This is a genomic window from Paenibacillus sp. FSL F4-0087, from assembly GCF_038020215.1.
GTDB lineage: Bacteria > Bacillota > Bacilli > Paenibacillales > Paenibacillaceae > Paenibacillus > Paenibacillus taichungensis.
Genome location: NZ_JBBODJ010000001.1, coordinates 1,889,529 through 1,910,422, shown reverse-complemented (window position 1 = coordinate 1,910,422; position 20,894 = coordinate 1,889,529). Strand labels below are relative to the sequence as shown.

General features: G+C 45.6%; 19 protein-coding genes. 16 read left to right on the top strand and 3 right to left on the bottom strand.

Features of this window, described 5'->3' with window-relative positions:
• Positions 1-217 precede the first annotated feature (217 nt).
• Both MHB84_RS08970 and MHB84_RS08965 read left to right on the top strand, forming a co-directional pair.
• Positions 218-637, top strand: coding sequence for an ester cyclase (locus MHB84_RS08970; protein ID WP_063567144.1), 420 nt, complete (start codon positions 218-220; stop codon positions 635-637).
• A gap of 69 nt (positions 638-706) precedes the next feature.
• Complete coding sequence (locus MHB84_RS08965; protein ID WP_076291647.1) at positions 707-1,150, top strand: hypothetical protein; 444 nt, start codon at positions 707-709, stop codon at positions 1,148-1,150.
• A gap of 41 nt (positions 1,151-1,191) precedes the next feature.
• Here MHB84_RS08965 and MHB84_RS08960 read toward each other — a convergent pair whose 3' ends face one another.
• Positions 1,192-1,950 (bottom strand): GNAT family N-acetyltransferase, encoded by a 759-nt coding sequence (locus MHB84_RS08960; RefSeq protein ID WP_076291648.1) that lies wholly within the window; start codon positions 1,948-1,950, stop codon positions 1,192-1,194.
• A 169-nt stretch (positions 1,951-2,119) separates the two neighbouring features.
• Between MHB84_RS08960 and MHB84_RS08955 the strand changes: the two genes are divergently transcribed.
• The gene (locus MHB84_RS08955) at positions 2,120-2,782 is read left to right on the top strand and encodes a M48 family metallopeptidase (protein ID WP_076291649.1); all 663 of its coding nucleotides are present in this window, start codon (positions 2,120-2,122) and stop codon (positions 2,780-2,782) included.
• A gap of 42 nt (positions 2,783-2,824) precedes the next feature.
• Positions 2,825-3,211 (top strand): iron chaperone, encoded by a 387-nt coding sequence (locus MHB84_RS08950; RefSeq protein WP_076291650.1) that lies wholly within the window; start codon positions 2,825-2,827, stop codon positions 3,209-3,211.
• A gap of 236 nt (positions 3,212-3,447) precedes the next feature.
• Here MHB84_RS08950 and MHB84_RS31360 read toward each other — a convergent pair whose 3' ends face one another.
• Both MHB84_RS31360 and MHB84_RS08945 read right to left on the bottom strand, forming a co-directional pair.
• On the bottom strand, positions 3,448-3,522 hold the full coding sequence (locus tag MHB84_RS31360; RefSeq protein ID WP_433956462.1) for a putative holin-like toxin: 75 nt from the start codon (positions 3,520-3,522) through the stop codon (positions 3,448-3,450).
• 122 nt (positions 3,523-3,644) lie between these two features.
• Positions 3,645-4,220 (bottom strand): dihydrofolate reductase family protein, encoded by a 576-nt coding sequence (locus MHB84_RS08945; RefSeq protein WP_076291651.1) that lies wholly within the window; start codon positions 4,218-4,220, stop codon positions 3,645-3,647.
• A gap of 183 nt (positions 4,221-4,403) precedes the next feature.
• Between MHB84_RS08945 and MHB84_RS08940 the strand changes: the two genes are divergently transcribed.
• The 12 genes from MHB84_RS08940 to MHB84_RS08885 all read left to right on the top strand — a co-directional run bounded on the left by MHB84_RS08940 (position 4,404) and on the right by MHB84_RS08885 (position 20,818).
• Positions 4,404-5,987 carry a glycosyltransferase family 39 protein gene (locus MHB84_RS08940; protein ID WP_076291652.1) on the top strand — a complete coding sequence of 528 codons (1,584 nt, stop codon included), beginning with the start codon at positions 4,404-4,406 and terminating at the stop codon, positions 5,985-5,987.
• A 5-nt stretch (positions 5,988-5,992) separates the two neighbouring features.
• Positions 5,993-6,574 carry a hypothetical protein gene (locus MHB84_RS08935; protein WP_076291653.1) on the top strand — a complete coding sequence of 194 codons (582 nt, stop codon included), beginning with the start codon at positions 5,993-5,995 and terminating at the stop codon, positions 6,572-6,574.
• 388 nt (positions 6,575-6,962) lie between these two features.
• The gene (locus MHB84_RS08930; protein ID WP_076291654.1) at positions 6,963-7,967 is read left to right on the top strand and encodes a phosphotransferase enzyme family protein; all 1,005 of its coding nucleotides are present in this window, start codon (positions 6,963-6,965) and stop codon (positions 7,965-7,967) included.
• 186 nt (positions 7,968-8,153) lie between these two features.
• The gene (locus tag MHB84_RS08925; RefSeq protein WP_205524863.1) at positions 8,154-8,708 is read left to right on the top strand and encodes an HAD-IA family hydrolase; all 555 of its coding nucleotides are present in this window, start codon (positions 8,154-8,156) and stop codon (positions 8,706-8,708) included.
• A 100-nt stretch (positions 8,709-8,808) separates the two neighbouring features.
• The gene (locus MHB84_RS08920) at positions 8,809-9,984 is read left to right on the top strand and encodes a GntR family transcriptional regulator (protein ID WP_256716922.1); all 1,176 of its coding nucleotides are present in this window, start codon (positions 8,809-8,811) and stop codon (positions 9,982-9,984) included.
• A gap of 400 nt (positions 9,985-10,384) precedes the next feature.
• Positions 10,385-11,872: a Vps62-related protein gene (locus MHB84_RS08915; RefSeq protein ID WP_076291656.1), complete on the top strand. Its 1,488-nt coding sequence runs from the start codon at positions 10,385-10,387 to the stop codon at positions 11,870-11,872.
• Positions 11,873-11,979: 107 nt separating this feature from the next.
• Positions 11,980-14,094 carry a DUF5054 domain-containing protein gene (locus MHB84_RS08910; RefSeq protein WP_076291657.1) on the top strand — a complete coding sequence of 705 codons (2,115 nt, stop codon included), beginning with the start codon at positions 11,980-11,982 and terminating at the stop codon, positions 14,092-14,094.
• 415 nt (positions 14,095-14,509) lie between these two features.
• Positions 14,510-16,456, top strand: coding sequence for an ABC transporter substrate-binding protein (locus MHB84_RS08905; protein WP_240343067.1), 1,947 nt, complete (start codon positions 14,510-14,512; stop codon positions 16,454-16,456).
• A gap of 96 nt (positions 16,457-16,552) precedes the next feature.
• Entirely contained in the window at positions 16,553-17,551 is a 999-nt protein-coding gene (locus MHB84_RS08900; RefSeq protein WP_024631276.1) for an ABC transporter permease, read from the top strand.
• 2 nt (positions 17,552-17,553) lie between these two features.
• Positions 17,554-18,699: an ABC transporter permease gene (locus MHB84_RS08895; protein ID WP_076291659.1), complete on the top strand. Its 1,146-nt coding sequence runs from the start codon at positions 17,554-17,556 to the stop codon at positions 18,697-18,699.
• A 32-nt stretch (positions 18,700-18,731) separates the two neighbouring features.
• On the top strand, positions 18,732-19,772 hold the full coding sequence (locus tag MHB84_RS08890) for an ABC transporter ATP-binding protein (RefSeq protein ID WP_076291660.1): 1,041 nt from the start codon (positions 18,732-18,734) through the stop codon (positions 19,770-19,772).
• On the top strand, positions 19,772-20,818 hold the full coding sequence (locus MHB84_RS08885) for an ABC transporter ATP-binding protein (RefSeq protein ID WP_076291661.1): 1,047 nt from the start codon (positions 19,772-19,774) through the stop codon (positions 20,816-20,818). Before MHB84_RS08890 ends, MHB84_RS08885 begins: the two co-directional genes overlap by 1 nt.
• Positions 20,819-20,894: the final 76 nt, after the last annotated feature.

Below are 20,894 nucleotides of genomic sequence, written 5' to 3'. Positions count from 1 at the left end.
CCTCTTATCAGCAAGACCTCCTATTAATTCCCTAATGTCTTTTGCTAGTCTATGGTCATATAGACTTATTGTCAAGATATGTAATGGTATATTATGACTATATACAATAGAGTGATAATCGTGTATTAGAGTTAGTCAAATTGATCTTTGCGAGAGAGTGAGAATTGTCGAGACTTCTGGTACAATGCATGATAAAACGAAAAATGGAGTGGATCGGATGACGCCAGAACAGATTGTCAGAACTTTTTTTGAAGAAGTGCGCTCGGGTCGCAATCTTGATTATGCCAATACACTGATGGCCGAGCAGGTACTGGCTCATCAGGTGATCTCGGAAGAGGAAGTGACAGTCACAAGAACGCCTTCCGTCTATGCGGATCATGTGAGGGAAATGATTGAGGCGTATGGAGATTTTTCGCTGCAGATTCAGGAGTTGCTTGCACAGGGAGATAAAGTATATGTACGCTGGAGACAAGTGGGTACTCATGTTGGAGAAGTAGATGGATATGCACCGACCAACCTGCCCGTGATTGAAATGGCGAGTGCGGTATATCGAGTGGAGAATGAGAGAATTGCAGAATACTGGATTCAGATTGACAGGCTGGGAATCGAAAAACAATTGGAGCGCAATCAGAGCTGAGAACCAGCTCTTTCACAGGAGAGATTTCTCAAATTATATAATAAAGATATAACAGGTGGAGGTGACATCATGAAACACATCACAAAAATAGCAATGGCTGTCCTAGCCGCCACCGCTATCATTACTACAGTAATAATAACTGAATCAATGAATAATAAATCTGTTGTCACTACTTCTACCCCATCCACGACATTATCAGTAATTAATAATGAGGATTTTGCAGGCACTGCGACTACGAAACAGTTTAATATCCCTGAGGGATTTGAATATGTGAAAGTGAGCTTTAAAAATACAGGTTCCAAAGCGTTCACGTTTACGATTAACCAAGAATCTACTGCTGGGACCGCAAAAATGTCTTATACTGTCCCAGCAGATGGAAAAGAGCATACGTATTGGAGCGACCAAGCTTGGTCAACGGGTTTGTTGTATGTGAGCATGTCTTCTGCACAAGGGATGTCCGGCAGATTGAGTGTGCGTCTGGGTACCGATCTCAATAAACTGAAAAGTTTGTAAAAAGCCATCGGCTCATGCTGGTGGAGTGATTGTAGAAAAGCCTAGACTTTTTTGACCCTATACCAGTATGAATAGATTTCCGAGAATCCAAGTTTGGCATACAGTTTTAATGCAGGAGCATTATTAGCAACTACTTGCAGGTAACTGGAGGTAGCGCCATTCTCTTTTCCCCAATGCAATAGATGAAGGATCATCTGCTCAGCCAATCCCCGATTCCGAAAGTTAGCGTCCGTAATGATGTCATACAATCCAATATAACCTCGTTCCACCACACCGAATCCACAAGCAACGACTTGTCCGTCAATGAACAGTGAGATGAAACCTGTGCGTGTACGGATGTTGGTCAACATTTGTTCCATCGTTCCCCGATGCAGATCATTTACCTGATTCAGCCTGCAAAAGTGATCCAGCCACTCTCCGGTTAACTGTTCGTCCATTTTTACATCAGAGTGCTCAGGCTCCTTAATAGTTTCCAGGCTCCGAGTCTGGACCCGGCTCAGATCCACAACATCATACCCCTTTTCATGCAAAAGCTGGTCGAGATGATCCGGCTGGATAAACGGTGTAATCTTAAATATGGTACTTAACTGATTGGAAGTATACATGAGCTCGCATTGCTCGATCTTTTCATACACATCTTGGGTAGAGAAGTGAAGGGGTTGAATGGAGTTGGCTCGCTTCGTATATCCCTGTGCAAAACGCAGTACCCATCCGTCAAAAAGCAAGCTGGATAAGGGCTGCCAATGGTTGAGTGATAGTTCCTCAATGGTTTTGTAATCCGGATTCGATGTAGGGGTCATATCTATCCTCCTATTTTATAATTTATAATAATACATATTAATGAATAAAAATTCAATACGAGATATGTAATGTCGCTGAACATTATGCATAGAGCTACTGAATAGGTTACAATCTGAATGAATAAATCCAAATTTCGAAATTGAAATATCGGAAGAAGCGGAGCAGGTTATGCTAACTATTGAAATAAACAATCACATCATTAACTGTCATATCGAATATGGGAAACGGAAGAAAGCTTCCATTACGATGGATTTACCCTATATGGTCACAATCAAGGCTCCCAATGGTACCAGCGAAGACATGATCCGGCAGCTTGTTACGCAACATGGGGAAGTGATTTTGACAAAATCAGCTCTGATGCAACAGGCGTTGGACGGTCCTCAAGCGAAAGAATATGAAGAGGAGGGCAAAGGGAAGTTTCTGCTCTTTGGCAAAGAACATGCGCTGCATGAGTTAATTGACGTAGAGGGACGTTCGGAAGAGGAATTGCGTGCGAATCTGAAGAAGTTTTATTTTGCCGAGTGTAAGAGAATGATCGGTGAGCGCATCGGCCGTTACCAGCAGGAGTTGAAGGTGAAGCCGAAGTCTGTGGACATCGTCGAATCGGCGACCAAATGGGGAAGCTGCAGTTGGGATAAAAAGCTGACGTTTAACTACCGCTTGGCGATGGCTCCACTAGAGGTGATTGATTACGTGATCATTCATGAGTTATGCCATATCCATCATATGAATCATGATCGCTCGTTCTGGCGCCGTGTGGGCAGTGTTATGCCTGACTACAAAGCCAAAGAGGATTATCTGATGCGAAATGGCAGAGCCATGACGTTGTAAAAATACGCGTACCACGAATGGACGTGGTGGAAGGAGTTCAAGATGTCAGAGAGTACTTCTTTTGATGTGCTGGTAGATGAATATATCGCGCAATTTCCTTCAGATGTACAGGTCAAATTACAATCATTAAGACAGATTATTCGCGATTCCGCTCCCAATGCCGTGGAGAAGATCAGTTACAAGATGCCAACGTATGCAGAGCACGGGAACTTGGTTCATTTTGCAGCGTACTCCAAGCATATTGGATTTTACCCGGGTGCCAGTGGGATCGAAGCGTTTAAGGAAGAACTCTCACGGTATAAAGGAGCCAAAGGATCGGTGCAATTTCCCTTGGAACAACCATTGCCAGAAGAATTGATCCGCCGGATCGTGGAATTTCGGGTGCAGGCCAATGTGGAAAAGGCTAAGGAAAAGAAGCGAAAGAAGTAGTGGATGGTACCGTAAATATATGCATGAATATAAGAGAATGTACGATGATTAACACGGTTTATATGTGACTTCAAAGATTTGAGTATGGAATAATTAGAGCAGATTAGACGTAAAATGCAAAGAGAGCCGTGCTGGTAACACGACTCCTCTGAGCAATAGCCGCTTTTAAGGGCGGTGGGCTTCGGTAACATAAGGGCACGATGAAATAGACCGCGATCCTTTGCTATGGGGGCGGTCTATTTGCGTTTATCGGACAGAATGGCAATGATGAGCGTACCGAAGGTAAGCATCAACATGATTGCTTCAAACACTGTCACAGGGCATCCCGAAAAAAAATAGCTATGTTAAATTCTAATATTGATTTGTGACCATAAGAAAACCGCCTTTGTGAAAAGGCGGTTATTTAGCGATTGTCTCCCCTTAAGTGACAAGGTCATCTTACCGTCTGGTAAACGAGACCTATGGCTCCAGAATCAAAGGTCTTATTTTCAATTAGCTTAAGATTGATCTTCTCCTTGATGCCATGGAATAATGGCAATCCCTTACCGATCAGTACGGGAGAAACCGTAATTTTATACTCATCAATTAAATCAAGCTGCATAAGGTGGTGTGCGAACCTAGGACTGCCGAGGATGACCATATCTTTGCCTGGCTGCTGTTTGAGGTTATTGATCTCTTCCTCGATATCTTCTTTCACGAGTCTTGAATTATTCCATTCGACTTTCTCCAACGTCGTGGAAAAAACGATTTTGGCTGTCTTTTCGATCCACTCAGCATGATCCCGTTCATGTTGCGAAGCTGACGGGTCCGAAGGCACAGATGGCCAGTAACTGTGCATCATCTGATAAGTCCCACGCCCCCAAAGGACAGTGTCGGCAGTACTCAGAATTTCTTTCGCGTGTTTCTCCAAATCAGCATCGTAGGAAACCCAGCCAATGTCCATTTCACCATTCGGCCCTTCTACAAAACCGTCAAGCGATGCGTGAAGAAATAGAACGAGTTTTCTCATTTTCAGTTCTCCTTTGTGCATGAGGGATATCTAACTATGAACATATTTTTCTTATTCGATGAGGTATCCTCATATTCCTTGTTGTCTATATGAGCATTTTTGAGCACAACTCTGAATTCAGCCTTTTTTCAGGTAGAGACATTATACTATTCCCGAATCCTGTACTGGAAAAGGAGTTTTGGCATGTCTAAGGTGATCCATAAGTCGCTTTATCTCATTCTGCTTGTTTTAGTCGGCGTGTTTATCGTTTCATCCCTGTTTGTCCGGGCGCAGTACAACTACACCTTGTATGGGGATAATCCGATTCTGGATACGCAGCAGTGGAGTATTTTTATCCCGGTGATTGCTTTGCTTCTAGGATCGGGTGTCGTGTTATACCGCCTTTGCCTGAAGCTGAACCAATACAGTCCAAAGGTTGTCATTCCGGTGGTGCTGCTATGTTCTCTGGCCATTCAAATTATAATTATCTTCGTGTTTCCACGAGTGCCTACGGATGATTCACAGACCGTGCTTTCACTCGCGATGAACATGCTTTACGATCAGGATTATTCCTCGTTCGAAACGGGTGGATATCTGCACATGTTCCCGTTCAACTTTTCTACCGTTTTGTACCTAAAGACATTGCTGTACCTGTTCCCGGATAATTATCTGGTAATCAAGCTGTTCAATATTTTGTTTGCAACGGTAACGACATTAATGATTTATCTCATTTATAAACAGTTAAATCATAAGTCCGAAGAACGTGATTACGGGGTTCTAATCTTTGCAGCCACGTATCTTCCAACTCTGTTCCTGAACAACCTGATCTATAACGATGTAATTGCTACGGCATTTCTGACGTCTTGTTTATACTTTTTGATTCGGTTTATACGTGAAAAGTCTTGGCAGACGATCGTCATTGCCGCCATTCTGCTCGCGATTGGCAACTACTTCCGAAGTATTGGCGTAATTGTCCTGATTGCTGCTATATTAACCATCCTGCTGAATATGCGAAGTATTGGATTCAAGAAAATGATTGTCTCCATCTTCGTACTGGCTATGTTGTTTAACGTCCCAGGGTGGACTCAGAATTCGGTCTTGAAATCTTCAGGTGCTGTAAGTGAGCCTGTTGGGGGAAATTCAGCACCGGTCTATATGTGGTTGAACATGGGTATTAATTTGGAACGATTCGGCTTCTGGGACAACATGGAGAGCTACCAGATTTATCAAAGAGAAGCCAACTATAATAAAGCTGAAAGTACAGCACTGTACAAACAGGAGATTGAACGCAAGCTGTCGGAAGCTAGCTTAAGTGACTTGGCCCAGATGTATTACAAAAAGATCATTTGGGCCTGGACCGAAGGGACCTACCAAATGGATAGATATGGCATCGGCAACGAAAGCTCCTCGGGTATGGGAGGAGGAAGAGGTGGCGGAATTGCCGGCTCCTACAGTTATACCAATGCGGTAACAGACTTATTCAAGGGAGATTCCGTCTACCGGACGGGGGTGCTTTGGATCGTTTATGTGATGAATTTCATGATGTACTGTTTTATTTTCATTCGTTTGGTCGGTGCAATTCGTGGAAAGCGGTATGACGAAGTCTCTTTGATTCTAGTTATTCTCGGATTTATCGGGTTCTATATTCTGTGGGAGATTAAATCGAGGTATATCTACCCCGTATATCCGCTGCTGATTGTATTGTCGTACACGGGATTTAAAGATGCGTATAATTTCATGTTTCATAGAAAACTTGGCTGGGAACGTCCTTCCCTGAGAAAAGGGTGATCCGTATGCGAAAAAATGGTTATCTCATATCGGCTATGCTCTTGCTGCTGACCTGCTCAGTTTTGCTCTCTGCTTGTGATGTTATTACTGCCCAGAACATTACGAATACCGGTTCTGCACAAGGCATGAACGGTGGCGGAATGATGAATGGCGGTGGCCCGGGCATGAATGGAGGAGCACAGAGGGGCGGAGGGCAAGGGATGAATGGCAGAACAGGCGGTCAGGACGATATGCGGGGGATGATGAATGCCGATCTTACAGGCAAAGTGATTTCTGCCACAGGGAGTACCGTCACGATCTCGTTGCTTGAGGTGGAGGATAACTCTTCCACAGGCTCGACTAATGGAAATGGAAGACAACCAGGCGCCTCCAGAGGCGGAAGCATGGAAATGAAAGATACGGGCATTGAAATGAAGTTGGACATCAATGAGGATGTGGATATCACGGAAGGCATGGGTGCCCCAGGCAACAACCAAAATGCTAATTCATCCCTTCAGGTGTCTGACCTGAAGGAGGGAGATGTCGTTATGGTTTGGTATAAGGAGAATACCGAGACCGTAGAACGAATGGTTGTTACACAGTCTTGATATTCATTGCCTATCATCACTTGATGGAGTATTATGGAAATAACTTGTTTCTCGGAAGGAGTGAGCGTCATGAAACGACGGGCTAAGATGATGCAAAGCGTTACTACAACAATTAAGGTGATTACGAACTGAATAGATCCGGCAGAGCAACGGACACATGGCGAAGCATTTGGAGTCTGCTAATGTGACGATCTGAAGTCTGCCGACATATAGGGATATAACTGCTCATTTTTCCTGGTATGCACGAGGTTTATTTGCTTATGCAAGTAAACCCGTGTATCCAGAATTTTTAAAGCCGCAGGCATAGCCTGCGGCTTTTTGCGCGCAAAAATAGGATTCGGAACGCTTAAAGCGTTCTATATTAAACGACCACTAAGGAGATATGCCCATGTTAAAACTTAAATATTTATTCCACAATAACGATCTCGCCGAGATGATTTTGAAAAACTGGAGTTACGATCCGGAGTCACTGGACATGTTCCAGTATTATCGTATATCCTCCAATGCCGTGTACCCGTTCCGGGATCAAGGAAAGGTTCACTTACTTCGTTTTGCCCCTGTAGAGGAGAAAAATCAAACCAATCTTGCAGCGGACCTGGAGTTCCTGACCTATCTTAAACTAAACCAATATGGTGTCATGGAAGCTGTACCTTCTCATGCGGGAAAAGAGCTGGTAGAGGCTCATACGCCTTGGGGAACGTATTATGCCTCCGTATTCAAACGAGTTCCTGGTAACCAGATGGGCAGTATCGATATAAATGACCAGATCGTGTACAGCTTGGGTGAGGCATTGGGTAAGCTGCATCGTTTATCTCGTGAATACACACACACACAGGCAAAACGCTGGACGTATACCGATGTACTGGATTGGATGAAGGACGTTCTGGGGGAGTTCCCTGGCGAGAATGCGGCGCTCAATGAGGTGGAAGTTCTCCGGAATTATTTTGCAAATTGGCCCGTTACACAGCAGAACTTCGGGTTAATTCATTATGATTTTGAACTGGATAATGTCTTCTATGACGAGGAGAGTCATTCCTGTTACGCCATTGACTTCGATGACGCCATGTACCACTGGTACGCAATGGATGTGGAGCAGAGTCTGGATAGTTTACGGGATGAAATTCAGCCGGATGAATGGGAGCAGAAGAAGCGAATATTCTTGCAAGGGTACTGGAAGGAAGCAGGAGACGCCTATGATATGGAGTCGATGTTTCCGGCATGTCGTCGTTTTGCCAATCTGTACGGTTATGTACGTGTGCTTCGATCTGGGGCAGAACAATGGGCAAATGAGCCGGAGTGGATGAGTGGATTAAGAGCAAGGCTGGATAAAGCGATGACAGTGAAAGCAAAGCAGTTTGGTCACCAGCAGCCCCTCCAACTACCGGCCAAATGATCCTCATTACTTTATCAGCAAAGATGATTGAGCTTAAATCAGGCCTCTGCATAAGCGCAACGAAATAATGATTGATTTTTTATTCATCTCCATTGTAACATTAGATTAAGCGCTATACCTTTTATTAAAACATCAATGTTGGATTACATGGTCAAGTGGAAACCGGCAATTCGTTTCACCAATTGAATGAAGAGGACGGTCATAACGAACATGGACGACAAAAAGTTAATTATCTTTTTTGACAGCGGCGATACCATTGTTGATGAATCGACCGAGATTCGGGACGAAGAGGGAATTGTTCTGAGTGCGGATTTGATTCCGGGTGCGGACATCACGATTCAGAAGCTTCATGAAAGAGGGTACACGCTGGCCCTGGTTGCTGACGGCGATGCACAATCCTTCAAGAACGTATTTAAGCAGCATGGACTTCATGATTATTTTAGCGCAATGATTATTTCGGAAAACATTAAAGCCAGCAAGCCAAGCCCGCGGATGTTTAAGGCAGCCATTGGTGCCCTTGATTTGTCCGAAGGGGATTTTTCAAGAACAGTGATGATTGGCAATAACCTGAGTCGTGATATGAAGGGAGCCAACGCACTTGGCATCACCAGCATCTTTCAGAGTTGGACGCCGCGTTATCCCCATGAGCCGGTGGATGAGACAGAACGTCCGACTCACACAGTCGGTGAACCGCTGGAGCTGCTTGAACTTATTGAACGGCTAAATGCCGAAGTCAAATAAATAAAATGTTTGCTTGTATGCCCGTGAGCAGAAGGATAGAATGTCATTCAACCTTCTGCTCACGGGTTATTTTTACTTTTTTACATGAGAAAATGATAGAATGATCGTAAAATCCGGAACTGGGGTAGGTGTTCATATGGAGGAACCACATCGGAAGCCGTTGTTGTACTTGCAAACTGCCGATTTGGTGATGGAAGAAATCCGTAACCGGAAATTGCAGCCACATGATCCCGTGCCATCAGAAGGTGAGCTCGCCAAACTGTATTCTGTCAGCCGTATGACAGCCAAGCTTGCGCTGCAAATTTTGGAGAAACAAGGCATTGTCTATCGGTTGGCGCGGCGGGGGACATTTGTGTCGGGTGATTATTTGGGCGGCCCGGGTAAGGAGTCATTATCGGGGAATGTAACTACAGACAAGAAGCTTATGAAGCGAAAAATTGCTCTGTTGTTCCCCAATATGGATGATTATGTAGCCAGAATTATAGCATCCGTTGAGCAGGAAGCACGTAAATCCGGGTGCCAGCTGCTCATTCGGATCACTACGGATAAAGAGGATGAGAGTTTCTGCCTACAAGAATTGTACGAGGAAGGAATCGATGGAATTATTCTGTTTCCAAGGGGACGAACACGCTGCAGTGAAAAGGTGTTGGAGCTTAATCTGCTGAATTATCCATTGGTGATCATCGATCGAATCTTTCGTGAGGTCAATATTGATTGTGTGTATCATGACCATTATCAGGGAGCCTACAACTTGACGGAATATTTGATCAATAGAGGACATCGGGAAATTGGGTATATCTCTATGCCGTTTGATGGAGTGACGAGCCGCGAGGACCGCTATAAAGGCTATGTACAGGCCATGCTGGACTATGCACTTCCCGTCAACGGTCGTAATATTTGCCTGGATTGCGCAGAGGATTACATGCTCAACCTGAATGGAGCGAATCTGCAACTCAAGGATTTCATTCAAAGTAATCCTGCAATGACAGCCGTAGTTTGTGCGGATGATTATATCGCGACTTCTTGTTTGTACACGGCCTTATCCATCCAAAAGCAGGTACCCGAGGAACTGTCCATCATTGGTTTTTCCGACATCCAGTTGGCGAGTCTACTGCCCGTGCCACTGACTACGGCAAGGCAAACCACAGAGAAGCTTGGACAGGCAGCAGTGAATTTGCTGTGCAAACGTATGGAGAATTCCCGAGAAGGGGCGTTATCCATCAAGGTAAACACAACCATCATCGAACGAAGCTCCGTACGTAATCTTAATCAATAAATGTCGATCTGGTTCCGCGTTATTTAAGCCAATTCAAGCCTTCCTTATCTCGTTTTAATGATAAGGAAGGTTTTTTTATATGTCAGTGACATACGATGGTTGTTATCCAATTCAAACTCTATAATACACAATTTGTTATGTATCTCACCGTTTTATGAAAAAATATTGTAAATAATAGTAGTTATATGAAGTTTATTTGGAGAAAAATTTACATTTATATCATTGTATATGTCAATGACATATATTAGTGTGAAGGTATGCCACATATCTTTCAAGGATGAAGGGAGGATTTTCCGGAAAGCGCTACCATACATCCTGGGAAATGACCTGCAGAGCCAAAAGAAATGAACGTACGAACGTTGGCAATAAACGAAATCATTATTCGAAGAGGAGCCCGAATATGACAATCAAATCCTTGCTTGCAGCTTCGTTCTTGGCAGTATCTCTTTTCTTTCCACTGGCGCAGCCCGCGCAGGCGGCAGAGGACAATGCCGTAACGGTTTACCAGGATGGAGATTTTGGAGGCAGCTCCCAACCGTTTGGGGTTGGCCAGTTCAATGTGAATCAGCTTAATGTGGTTGGTAACGACAAAATATCTTCGGTAAAGGTAGCTCCGGGATATCGATTGACCCTGTATCGTGACAAGGATTTCTCCGGTGACACCAAAACGCTGACCGGCGATGCGGGATGGCTTGATGATTTTAACGACGCGACCTCCAGTCTGAAAGTAGAGAAGATCGGAGGCCCCAATAAACCAGTTATCGCATACTCCAATTCACCTTATGGAGGTTTTGAGCAGCAGTTTGATATTGGCAGCTATAATGTGGATGAACTGAAGGCTGGAGTAGGCAATGATGCCATCTCTGCACTTCGGATAGCCCCAGGGTATAAGGTCACATTGTACAAAGACTACAATTTCGCTGGATACTCCAAGGTTCTGACTGCAGATGCGATCTATGTTGGTGGGGATATCAATGATTCGGTTTCTAGCCTGAAGGTTGAAGCCATCTCGCCGCTCGACACCACCTCGGTTGCCGTTCCGGGTAACGATTACAGTGACACAGCCAAGCGTGAAATATTGCAAACCTTTGCTCCTAAAATCTGGTTTGCCCAAGGCGAAGTTTATTTTCCATCCTCGGTAGAACACACCCTGCCTTATGTGGATCGTTATGTGAATCCAGGTTCAGGTTTGTATGAATTCAAGACCAAAACGGAGTTGAATCCATATACCCTGAAACTACCGTATTTTACGGGCGATCTGGCTAATGCACCAATCTATGCGTTTTGGGTGGAGAAGGAGTATAACAATGTCGATCTGGTATATTTCCAGTTCAGTCCCTATGATCTCGGGAAAACAGTGTTTGGCACGGAAGTGGGAGATCATGTCGGAGATTGGGAGCGGGTCACGGTCAGATTGGCCAAGTTCACTGATCAGAACAGTAACTATGTGAAGCCGGTTCAAGTTTACTATGGCGCGCATTCTTTCGGTACAACCTACTCTTGGGGTGAAGTGGACAAAGTAAACAATACACATCCTGTCGCTTATTCAGCGTTTGGTTCCCATGGGATGTGGAAAGATCCTGGCAATCATGTCTATCAGGAACTCGTCGTGACCCAATTGATTGATGTGACGAATCAGGGAACGGCATGGGATACCTGGAACAATATCCAGGCTTTTCAGTATTATCCGAATACTCGAACAGGCAATGGCCTGGGAAATGCTTGGCCATCATGGCTGGACAGGGATTACAGTAATCCGAACAGCTTGTCTGTCTATAAATTTGGAAATCCGTCCCAAGGCTCCTTCTTTGGTCAACCTTTGCTTGCAGGAGGACCAACAGGACCGCAGGAAAAAGGCGCATTAACGAATGATGTTATTTTAGATTAGGCGATGATTAACGAGGGGACTCGCTTTCACATGAAGCGGGTCTCCAATGCTTATTGTTCAAGTAAACAGTACTAACTGTGAATCTAACAACGGAGGCTCAGACAACGATGACTAACCGTAAAAAAGTACATGTTGTTTTTAAAACTCACCTGGATATCGGATTTACGCATTTGGCGGAAAACGTCGTAAAACAGTACATGGAAGAGTATGTACCCAAAGCTATCGCTTTGTCCGCGCAGTTGGAAGCAGAGGGAGGGCGAGAGCAATTCATATGGACCACGGGTTCCTGGCTGATCCGTCATTATCTGAATCATGCGTCCGAAGAGGGTAAACAGGCCATGGAACAGGCGATCCGCAAAGGTCATATCGTATGGCATGGATTACCGTTCACAACGCATACCGAACTGATGGACCCCTCATTATTTCGCTACGGATTGTCCATCGGATTGGACCTGGATAAACAATTTGGCAAAACGACCATTGCAGCAAAAATGACGGATGTACCCGGGCATACCCTGTCCATGGTGCCTTTGATGAGTGAAGCGGGTCTCCGGTATATGCATCTTGGAGTTAATCCAGCTTCCATGCGCCCGGATGTGCCTAAACTGTTCAGATGGCAGGCAGCGGATGGCAGTGAGATCATTGTCAATTATGCGGACACCTACGGAGAGGCAGTCGAAATTGAAGGTATCGATCATATCTTGTTGTTTGCCCATACGGGCGACAATTGCGGACCGCCAAGCGCAGAAGAGATTCGTGAACAATTTCAGCATATCCAGGAAAGATACCCCGATGCAGAGATTATGGCTTCGTCTCTTGATGCATTTGCAGTGCACCTTGATCAGGTGCGGGACCAATTGCCTGTTGTACGTGAAGAGCTCGGGGATACTTGGATTCACGGAGGCGGTACCGACCCGCTTAAAATAGCCCGATTCCGCCAGTTGCAGCGGTTAAGAGACAAGTGGCTGACCGAAGGCCGGATCGATTCGGCAAGCGCAGAATATAAAGGCATGAGTGATGCCATGTTGCTGGTTGTGGAGCATACGTGGGGACTTGATGTGAAGAAATGGCTTCCGGATTTCCGGAATTATGCCAAGCCTGACTTCAACCGGGCGCGGGAAATGAACGACGTCGATGTGGAGGATATTCCTGCAAAATTTCAATATATCGGTGCCTTCGCCATGGATGAGTTCGACAGTCATTCCAGCGGACTGTTCTCTTCGGAGACGAGCCGTCGTACCTATTCCATGATAGAGAGCTCTTGGGCGGAACAGCGGGGATATTTGGACACGGCTGTGGCGTGCCTGAGTGAAGACAAGCAGAAGGAAGCGCTGCAAGCTTTTGAACAACTAAATCCAGTTAAAAGTGTTTCTTCCGACATCGTATCTGCGGCAAGTCATCAAGTTTATAGCAGTGGCGGATACCAGCTGGCCTTCAATAACAATGGTGCACTGATTCAGCTGACGGACGAGATGGAAAAGAATTGGGTGGACGCGAAGCATCCGTTCGGAGCCTATGCCTATGAAACCTTTGGGACGGAGGATTACGCCAGGTATTTCCGTACCTATATGCAGAACCTGCCTGTGACACATCCTTGGGCGGATGCCGACTTCAGCAAACCTGGCTTTGAATTTGTGCGCCCGCTGCCAAGCCATCAGGTGTACTTGCCAATCGTGACCGATATGCACAAGTCAGGCAATGCTCATGGCGATACGTATTGGTTCCGGTTGTCCATGCCAGCAGAAAGTCATGAATTGTACGGAGCACCCAAGGAACTGGAACTGGTATATACGTTTTCACAGGCAGGAGTGGTAGAGGTTAGCTTGCAATGGTTTGGAAAAGAAGCGAATCGTCTTCCAGAGGCAAGTTGGTTAGGATGCGGACTTAAGGTGGATAACCCCAATCTGTGGATGATGGACAAGCTTGGAGGACGAATCTCTCCGTTGAATGTTGTAAAAGACGGCAACCGCAATCTGCATGCTGTAGACAAGGGAGTATTCTATGAAGGCACAGATGGTCAGGCCTCTATTGAAGCATTGGATTCCGCTTTGGTCGCACCTGGACAGAGAAGGCTACTGCAATTCGACAATTCGTTTGTTTCGCTTGAATCTGGATGGCAGTTTAATCTGCATAACAATATTTGGGGCACCAATTTCCCAATGTGGTACGGCGAGGATGCCAAATTCCGCTTTCGACTAAATACAGCTGCAAATCGCAAATAAGAGAAATTGATGTTGAATTTTACCAAAAATTGATGATCGCATAATAATCCTAGTACAATTGGAACCTATACTTGGATTTGTGAGTAAGGGCTGTTTGAGCAGACTTGGACTGTTCGGAACTGTTTCTGAAATGAATTTAAAAAAAACAGAATTTTTTTGTAAAATCCCTATTGCTTGAATGTAGTCATCCATGTATTATATACAAATAAAGCGTTTACATTTTCTTATATGTCAATTAAACCGGTTTAATTCTATGAGATGTTTTCCCGATTGAGAACCTCTGTTACATAAAAATTAAACCGGTTTAATTGTATCTACATATGTACATAAAGGGTTTATTTCGTTAGGGAGGTGAGCGCCAACCAGAGCATATTTAGGCAAGTTAATGGCAAATCCAAACGTGGAGGGGTTTAGCTTGAAAAGGAAAAGCAACTTGTTAATTGTTCTTGTCCTAATCACGACAATACTAGGGGGATGCTCTGCATCTTCGTCTAACAACGAAAATGAGGAATCAACAGTGAAAGAACCTGTTGTTACGGACAACAGTGCCAAAGAAGCCCCGATGCTGGCAAAGCTTGTCGATGAAGGTAAATTGCCTGCCCTGGCTGAGCGCCTACCAGCTTCCAAAGACATTATGGTTGAAGAGGTCGTCGAGGAAATCGGGCAATATGGCGGAGATTGGAACATGCCTTGGACTGGTGTTCCTGATAAGTGGGGGATAGGCCAACCGACAGAGGAAGCGCTGTTTCGTTTCAACAAGGAAGGAAACAAGGTTGAGCCAAACGTAGCCAAGAGCTATGAAGTGAATGATGATTCCACCGTGTTCACCATCCATTTGCGAGAAGGCATGAAATGGTCCGACGGTGTTCCTTTCACAGCGGATGATGTTCTCTTTTATTGGGAGCATATGTTGACCAAAGAGACCTTTGGCAAAAAGATCTATGACGCTTATTATTCCGTTGACCCTGTTACCGGGGATAGAGCGTTGGCTGAAGTGAAGAAGGTGGATGACTACACGTTTACCGTAACTCACAAATATCCAAGTGTGCTCTTCCTGGAACGTGTGGCCATTGATAACAAGTGGTTCTTTGCTCCTGCACACTTTCACAAAACCATCCTTCCCGAGTTCGTAGGGGATGCCAAAACATTGGAGATTACGAAGCAATGGGGTTATGAAGATCCCAAAGTATTCTTGATGGAAACCGGGTATACGGATTGGCTGCACTACCAGATTCCTACACTTCGGGCTTGGGTGCCAACCAATGATCCTAACGGCGATCAGTTTGTCATGGAGCGCAACCCGTACTACTGGAAAACAGATAAAGAAGGCAAACAGCTTCCGTATATTGACCGGATTGTAGCGACTAAGATTCAAGATCCGAGCCAAAAGGTCCTTGGAACGCTTGCCGGTGATTACAACCTGGTGATCTTTGATTCCAAAGACTTCACGGTACTGAAAGAGAATGAGAAAAAAGGTGACTACCGTATCATCCCTTGGACACAACCAGCTTGGTCCAGCGCGGGAGTACAGTTAAACCAGACTACGGAAGATCCAAATCTCCGCAAACTCTTCCAGGACATCAAGTTCAGGGAAGCACTCTCCATTGGGGTGGATCGTAACCAGGTGTCTGAGATTGTCACCAGTGGACTGGGAGAACCGATTCAAGCTTCCGTACCTGAAGGCGTAATGGGCTATCAGGAAGGATGGGCTCAGCAATGGGCGGAATACGATCCTGAACGCGCTAACCAAATTCTTGACGAGTTAGGCTTGAACAAGCGGGATAAAGACAACTTCCGTCTGAACCCTGATGGTTCCGAGTTGACACTCACGGTGATTGAGAGCACGACCGATACAGCACCATTCCTTGAATTGCTTAAGAAATACTACGAGGATATGGGGCTGCGAACGAACCTGAAAGTGGTTGACGGAGGCACTCATTTTGATATGAAATATGCCAACAAAATTCCGATGACTACCGAGAATATTTCCGTCGTCAACGTAGCCTTCAGACCGGATACCATGGTTCCGCTCCGTGTTATCACACCATGGTTCGGCCATTACGGCCTATACAGCCAATCTGGCGGCAAGGAAGGTGTCAAGCCTGAAGGGGATGTTGCTAAAATCCTTGAGTATTGGGAAAAAGTGAAAGCAAGCAAGACACTGGATGAAATCAATCAGTATAGCAATGAGATCGTGAAGCTGCACCAGAAGAATCAGTGGGTAATCGGATATGCGGGACCAACTCCGGTGCTGATTACAGCCTCGAATAAAATTCATAACATCCCTACGGATCTTATCTGGTCCGATGAGTATCGCTCGCTGGGTCAAGGCCATCCGGCACAATTTTTCATCAAGCAATAGCTGGTGAAGCATTCAGGTAAACAATAGTGAGGAGGGGACTTATCCTTGCTATTGTTTCCTTTTGTATCATTCACGCGGTGCAGAGGAGAGGAATAGATGTTTGAATACATTTTAAAACGAATCCTGTTGGCCATTCCTGTTGTTGTTGTGATCTCCTTTATCGTCTTCTACATTATTCAATTGCCACCTGGCGATTATGTATCCTCATACTCGGCCAAAATGTCCGCTTCCGGCGATATCATGACCCAGGCTGAGATGGATGACATGCGGGCGAATCTGGGGCTCGACCGGCCAATCTATGAACAATACTTCGTTTGGGTAAAGAAAATCATTCTGCATGGCGACTTTGGTTTCTCGTTCAACTATAACAAACCGGTGATGGCGGTGATCCAGCAGTATATGGGATTGACTCTGGTCGTCTCGCTGGTGACAATGGCCTTCCATTATATAATCGCGATTCCGGTTGGGATCTACACGGCAGTAAAGCAGTATTCTGCGGGGGATTATTTCTTCTCCGGTCTGAGCTTTATCGGAATGGCCACGCCCAACTTTTTGTTAGCCATTATTCTCATGTTCTTTTCCTATAAGTGGTTCGGTAATCCATTGCTCGGCTTATTCTCCAACGAATACGTGAATGCGCCGTGGTCCATGGACAAGGTAAAAGACTTAATGCAGCATATGGTGATTCCGGTTATTGTTATCGGACTTTCGGGTACTGCGGATCTGATTCGGATCATGCGCGGACAAATGCTCGATGAGTTGAACAAACCGAATGTCATTACAGCCCGTGCCAAGGGCTTATCAGAGATGCAAATCCTGTTCAAGTATCCGACACGTGCAGCCTTGAATCCTATTGTGAGTACCTTTGGCTGGTCACTGTCCTCCATCTTTACCGGCGCTACCATTACAGCAATCGTATTGAACCTGCCGATTCAAGGGCCAGTTATGCATAATGCATTGCTCGGTCAGGACATGTATCTTGCTGGAACCTTTTTATTGATCATGGCTTTGCTGACGGTTCTCGGAACACTGATTTCCGATATTTTGCTGGCTTGGCTTGATCCCAAAATACGTACAGAGTTCAGAGGATCCTAATGATGAGACCATTACCGTTATTTAAAGGTCAAAGGCCGGCAGTCCCTGTTACAGCACCACCCAAAGATACTGTATACAGCTCGCAGTGGCGGCTGATATATCAGAAATTTAAGAAACATAAGTTGGCCCGGATCAGCATGTACATTCTGGGCGCATTTTACATCATCGCACTGTTCGCACAGTTTATCGCGCCGTATGGGCTGCAAAGCTATGACAGCAAATACGTGAATGCTCCACCAATGGGACTTCGATTCGTTGATGCGGAAGGCAAATTTCACATCAAGCCGTTTGTATATGAATTGAAGAGCGAGCGTGACCCCGAAACATTGCGTAAAATGTTTGTCCCGGATACCGAAAAAAAGCATTTCTTCAAGTTCTTTGTGAAGGGAGAAGAATATAAGTTTCTTGGTCTGATCCCCATGTCGACGCATTTGTTCGCTGTAGATGAGCCAGGGCGGATATTCCTGCTGGGTACGGACGGTATGGGGCGTGACCTGTTCTCCCGGATCGTGCTGGGCAGTCAAATCTCACTGAGCATTCCGCTGGTCGGCGTAGGCATTAGCTTTATTCTGGGTTTGATTATTGGAGGCATCTCCGGTTATTTTGGCGGCTGGATTGATTCCATGATACAGCGCATCATCGAAATCATCCGTTCCTTTCCGACGCTGCCGTTGTGGATGGCACTATCCGCTGCAATTCCGCCACGTATACCGGTCGTGACCATGTATTTATACATCGTGATCATCTTCGCTTTTATTGGCTGGACGGATCTGGCACGGGTGGTCAGAGGCAAGTTCATTTCATTGAAGAATGAAGATTATGTAATCGCTGCAAAGATCGCTGGTGTAGGAGACGCAAAGATTATCGTTAAACACCTGCTGCCAGGATTCATGAGTTATTTAGTCGTGGCGACAACCCTGGCGATTCCGAGCATGATTCTGGGTGAGACAGCTATGAGCTTTCTCGGTCTTGGCGTACGTTCGCCGGCAACCAGTTGGGGTGTGCTGCTTCAGGAGGCGCAAAAAATTGAAAATGTGGCCCTTTATCCTTGGAAGCTCATTCCGCTCGCTTTTGTCATTCTGACTGTATTGACCTATAACTTCATCGGCGATGGCTTGCGCGACGCGGCTGATCCGTACAAAAAATAATTGTCCAAATACTAGGCAAGCGAGGGGATCGCATGGCAACTCAAACTGTTGATAAGGAGCAACCTTTACTGTCCGTTCAAGACCTGAAGATTCGGATTCAGATGGAAAATGGCGTCATGAATGCCGTGGATGGAGTCGACTTCAATATATACAAAGGCAAAACCCTTGGGCTTGTGGGGGAATCGGGCTGCGGCAAAAGCCTGACAAGTCGATCGATCATCAGCATCAATCCCAAGGAATGTGAAACGAGTGGAACAATCACTTACAATTCCGACTCGGAATCGACTCTCCATGGCCTGAACCTTTTGTCTCTTAAGCCGACAGGCAAGCAGATCCGCTCCATACGTGGCCGCAAAATCTCGATGATCTTTCAGGAGCCGATGACGGCCTTCTCTCCGATGTATACCATCGGGAATCAAATCATGGAAGCGATTCGAATTCATCAGACGAGGAATAAGAAAGAGGCCAAAAAAATCGCGTTAGAGATGCTAAGCAAAGTTGGGATTTCCGATCAGGCCAAGCGTTTCGATCAATATCCGCATGAATTCTCGGGAGGTATGCGTCAGCGGGCGATGATCTCCATGGCATTGTCCTGTAACCCCGAAATTCTGATTGCGGATGAGCCCACGACGGCGCTCGATGTGACCATTCAGGCTCAGGTATTGGAACTTATGAAAAGTCTGCAGGCGGAATTTGGCATGGCCATTCTGCTGGTGACCCATGATCTGGGTATTATCGCCGAGATGTGTGATGAGGTTGCGGTGATGTATCTCGGGAGAATAGTTGAGCAGGCCCCAATGAGAGAAATCTTCAACAATCCGAAGCATCCCTACACGAAAGGCTTACTTAAATCGATGCCTAGACTGGGAGGAAACAAAAGCAAACGGCTGGATTCCATCGAAGGTTCTGTTCCGATGCCGATCAACATGCCTCCGATGTGCGGATTCTATGATCGCTGCAAGGACAGGATTGAAGGTGTATGTAATCAACAAGCTGTACCGAAAACCGCGATTTCCGACCAGCATATGGTCAGATGTTTCTTGTACGCGGACCAGAGAGAAGGAGAAGCATAATGACCAAACCCATTCTTGAAGTCCTCAACCTGAACAAAAGCTTCCAGGTCAAATCCAAAAAAGCCCTGTTCAAAAAGCCAAAACCCATTCATATTCTGAACGAAATTTCATTTGAACTCCTTGAAGGGGAGACGCTCAGCATTGTCGGGGAATCCGGATGTGGAAAAACGACGCTCGGACGCTGCATCGTCAGAGGTGTGGATGCTTCTTCAGGCAGTGTAGTCTATCATGCGGAAGATGGAAAAGAAGTGAATTACCTAAACTTGAAGGGCAAAGAGATCAAAGCATATCGCAAGGATATCCAGATGATTTTTCAAGACCCGTATTCCTCACTGAGCCCCCGGATGAGCGTATTCGATATTATCGCCGAACCGCTGATTGCGAACTTTAAGCTGAGCAGAGCTGAAGTGGAGACGAAGGTGATGGAAATTGCCGAGAAAACAGGTCTGAATGTGAGTTATCTGAAACGTTACCCACATGCATTTTCGGGGGGACAGCGGCAGCGGATAGCCATTGCACGTGCGCTGATTACACAACCCAGACTGATTGTCTGTGATGAAGCAGTCTCTGCGCTGGATGTATCGATTCAGGCTCAGATTATCAATCTGCTCAAAGATTTGCAGGAGCAATTCAAGATCACGTATATCTTCATCTCGCATGATCTTTCCATCGTACAGAACATTTCCGACCGAGTAGCGGTTATGCATCTGGGCAGAATTGTGGAACTGGCAACAACGGAATCATTGTTCTCGAATCCTCAGCATCCCTATACGGAGGCGCTAATGTCAGCCGTGCCCCAACCGAATCCGGATTTTAAAAAAGAACGAATTATACTGGAGGGGGAAGTACCGAATCCGGCCAATCCGCCAAGCGGCTGTCATTTTCATCCCCGATGCTCGTATAAGACAGATAAATGCATCCAGCACGTTCCTGAACTCCGTGAAGTAGGATATAATCATTTTGCTGCCTGTCATTATGCAGAGCAGCTTCAGCTTCGCGGCGTTCCAATCGAGACTGAGGATGAGATGCAATCCAGGACATCCTAACCATCGACATGAACCTGACGGTACCATCAGTCATCTTTGAACTCGCGAGGACGAAATCGAACTAGTGTTGAGGAGA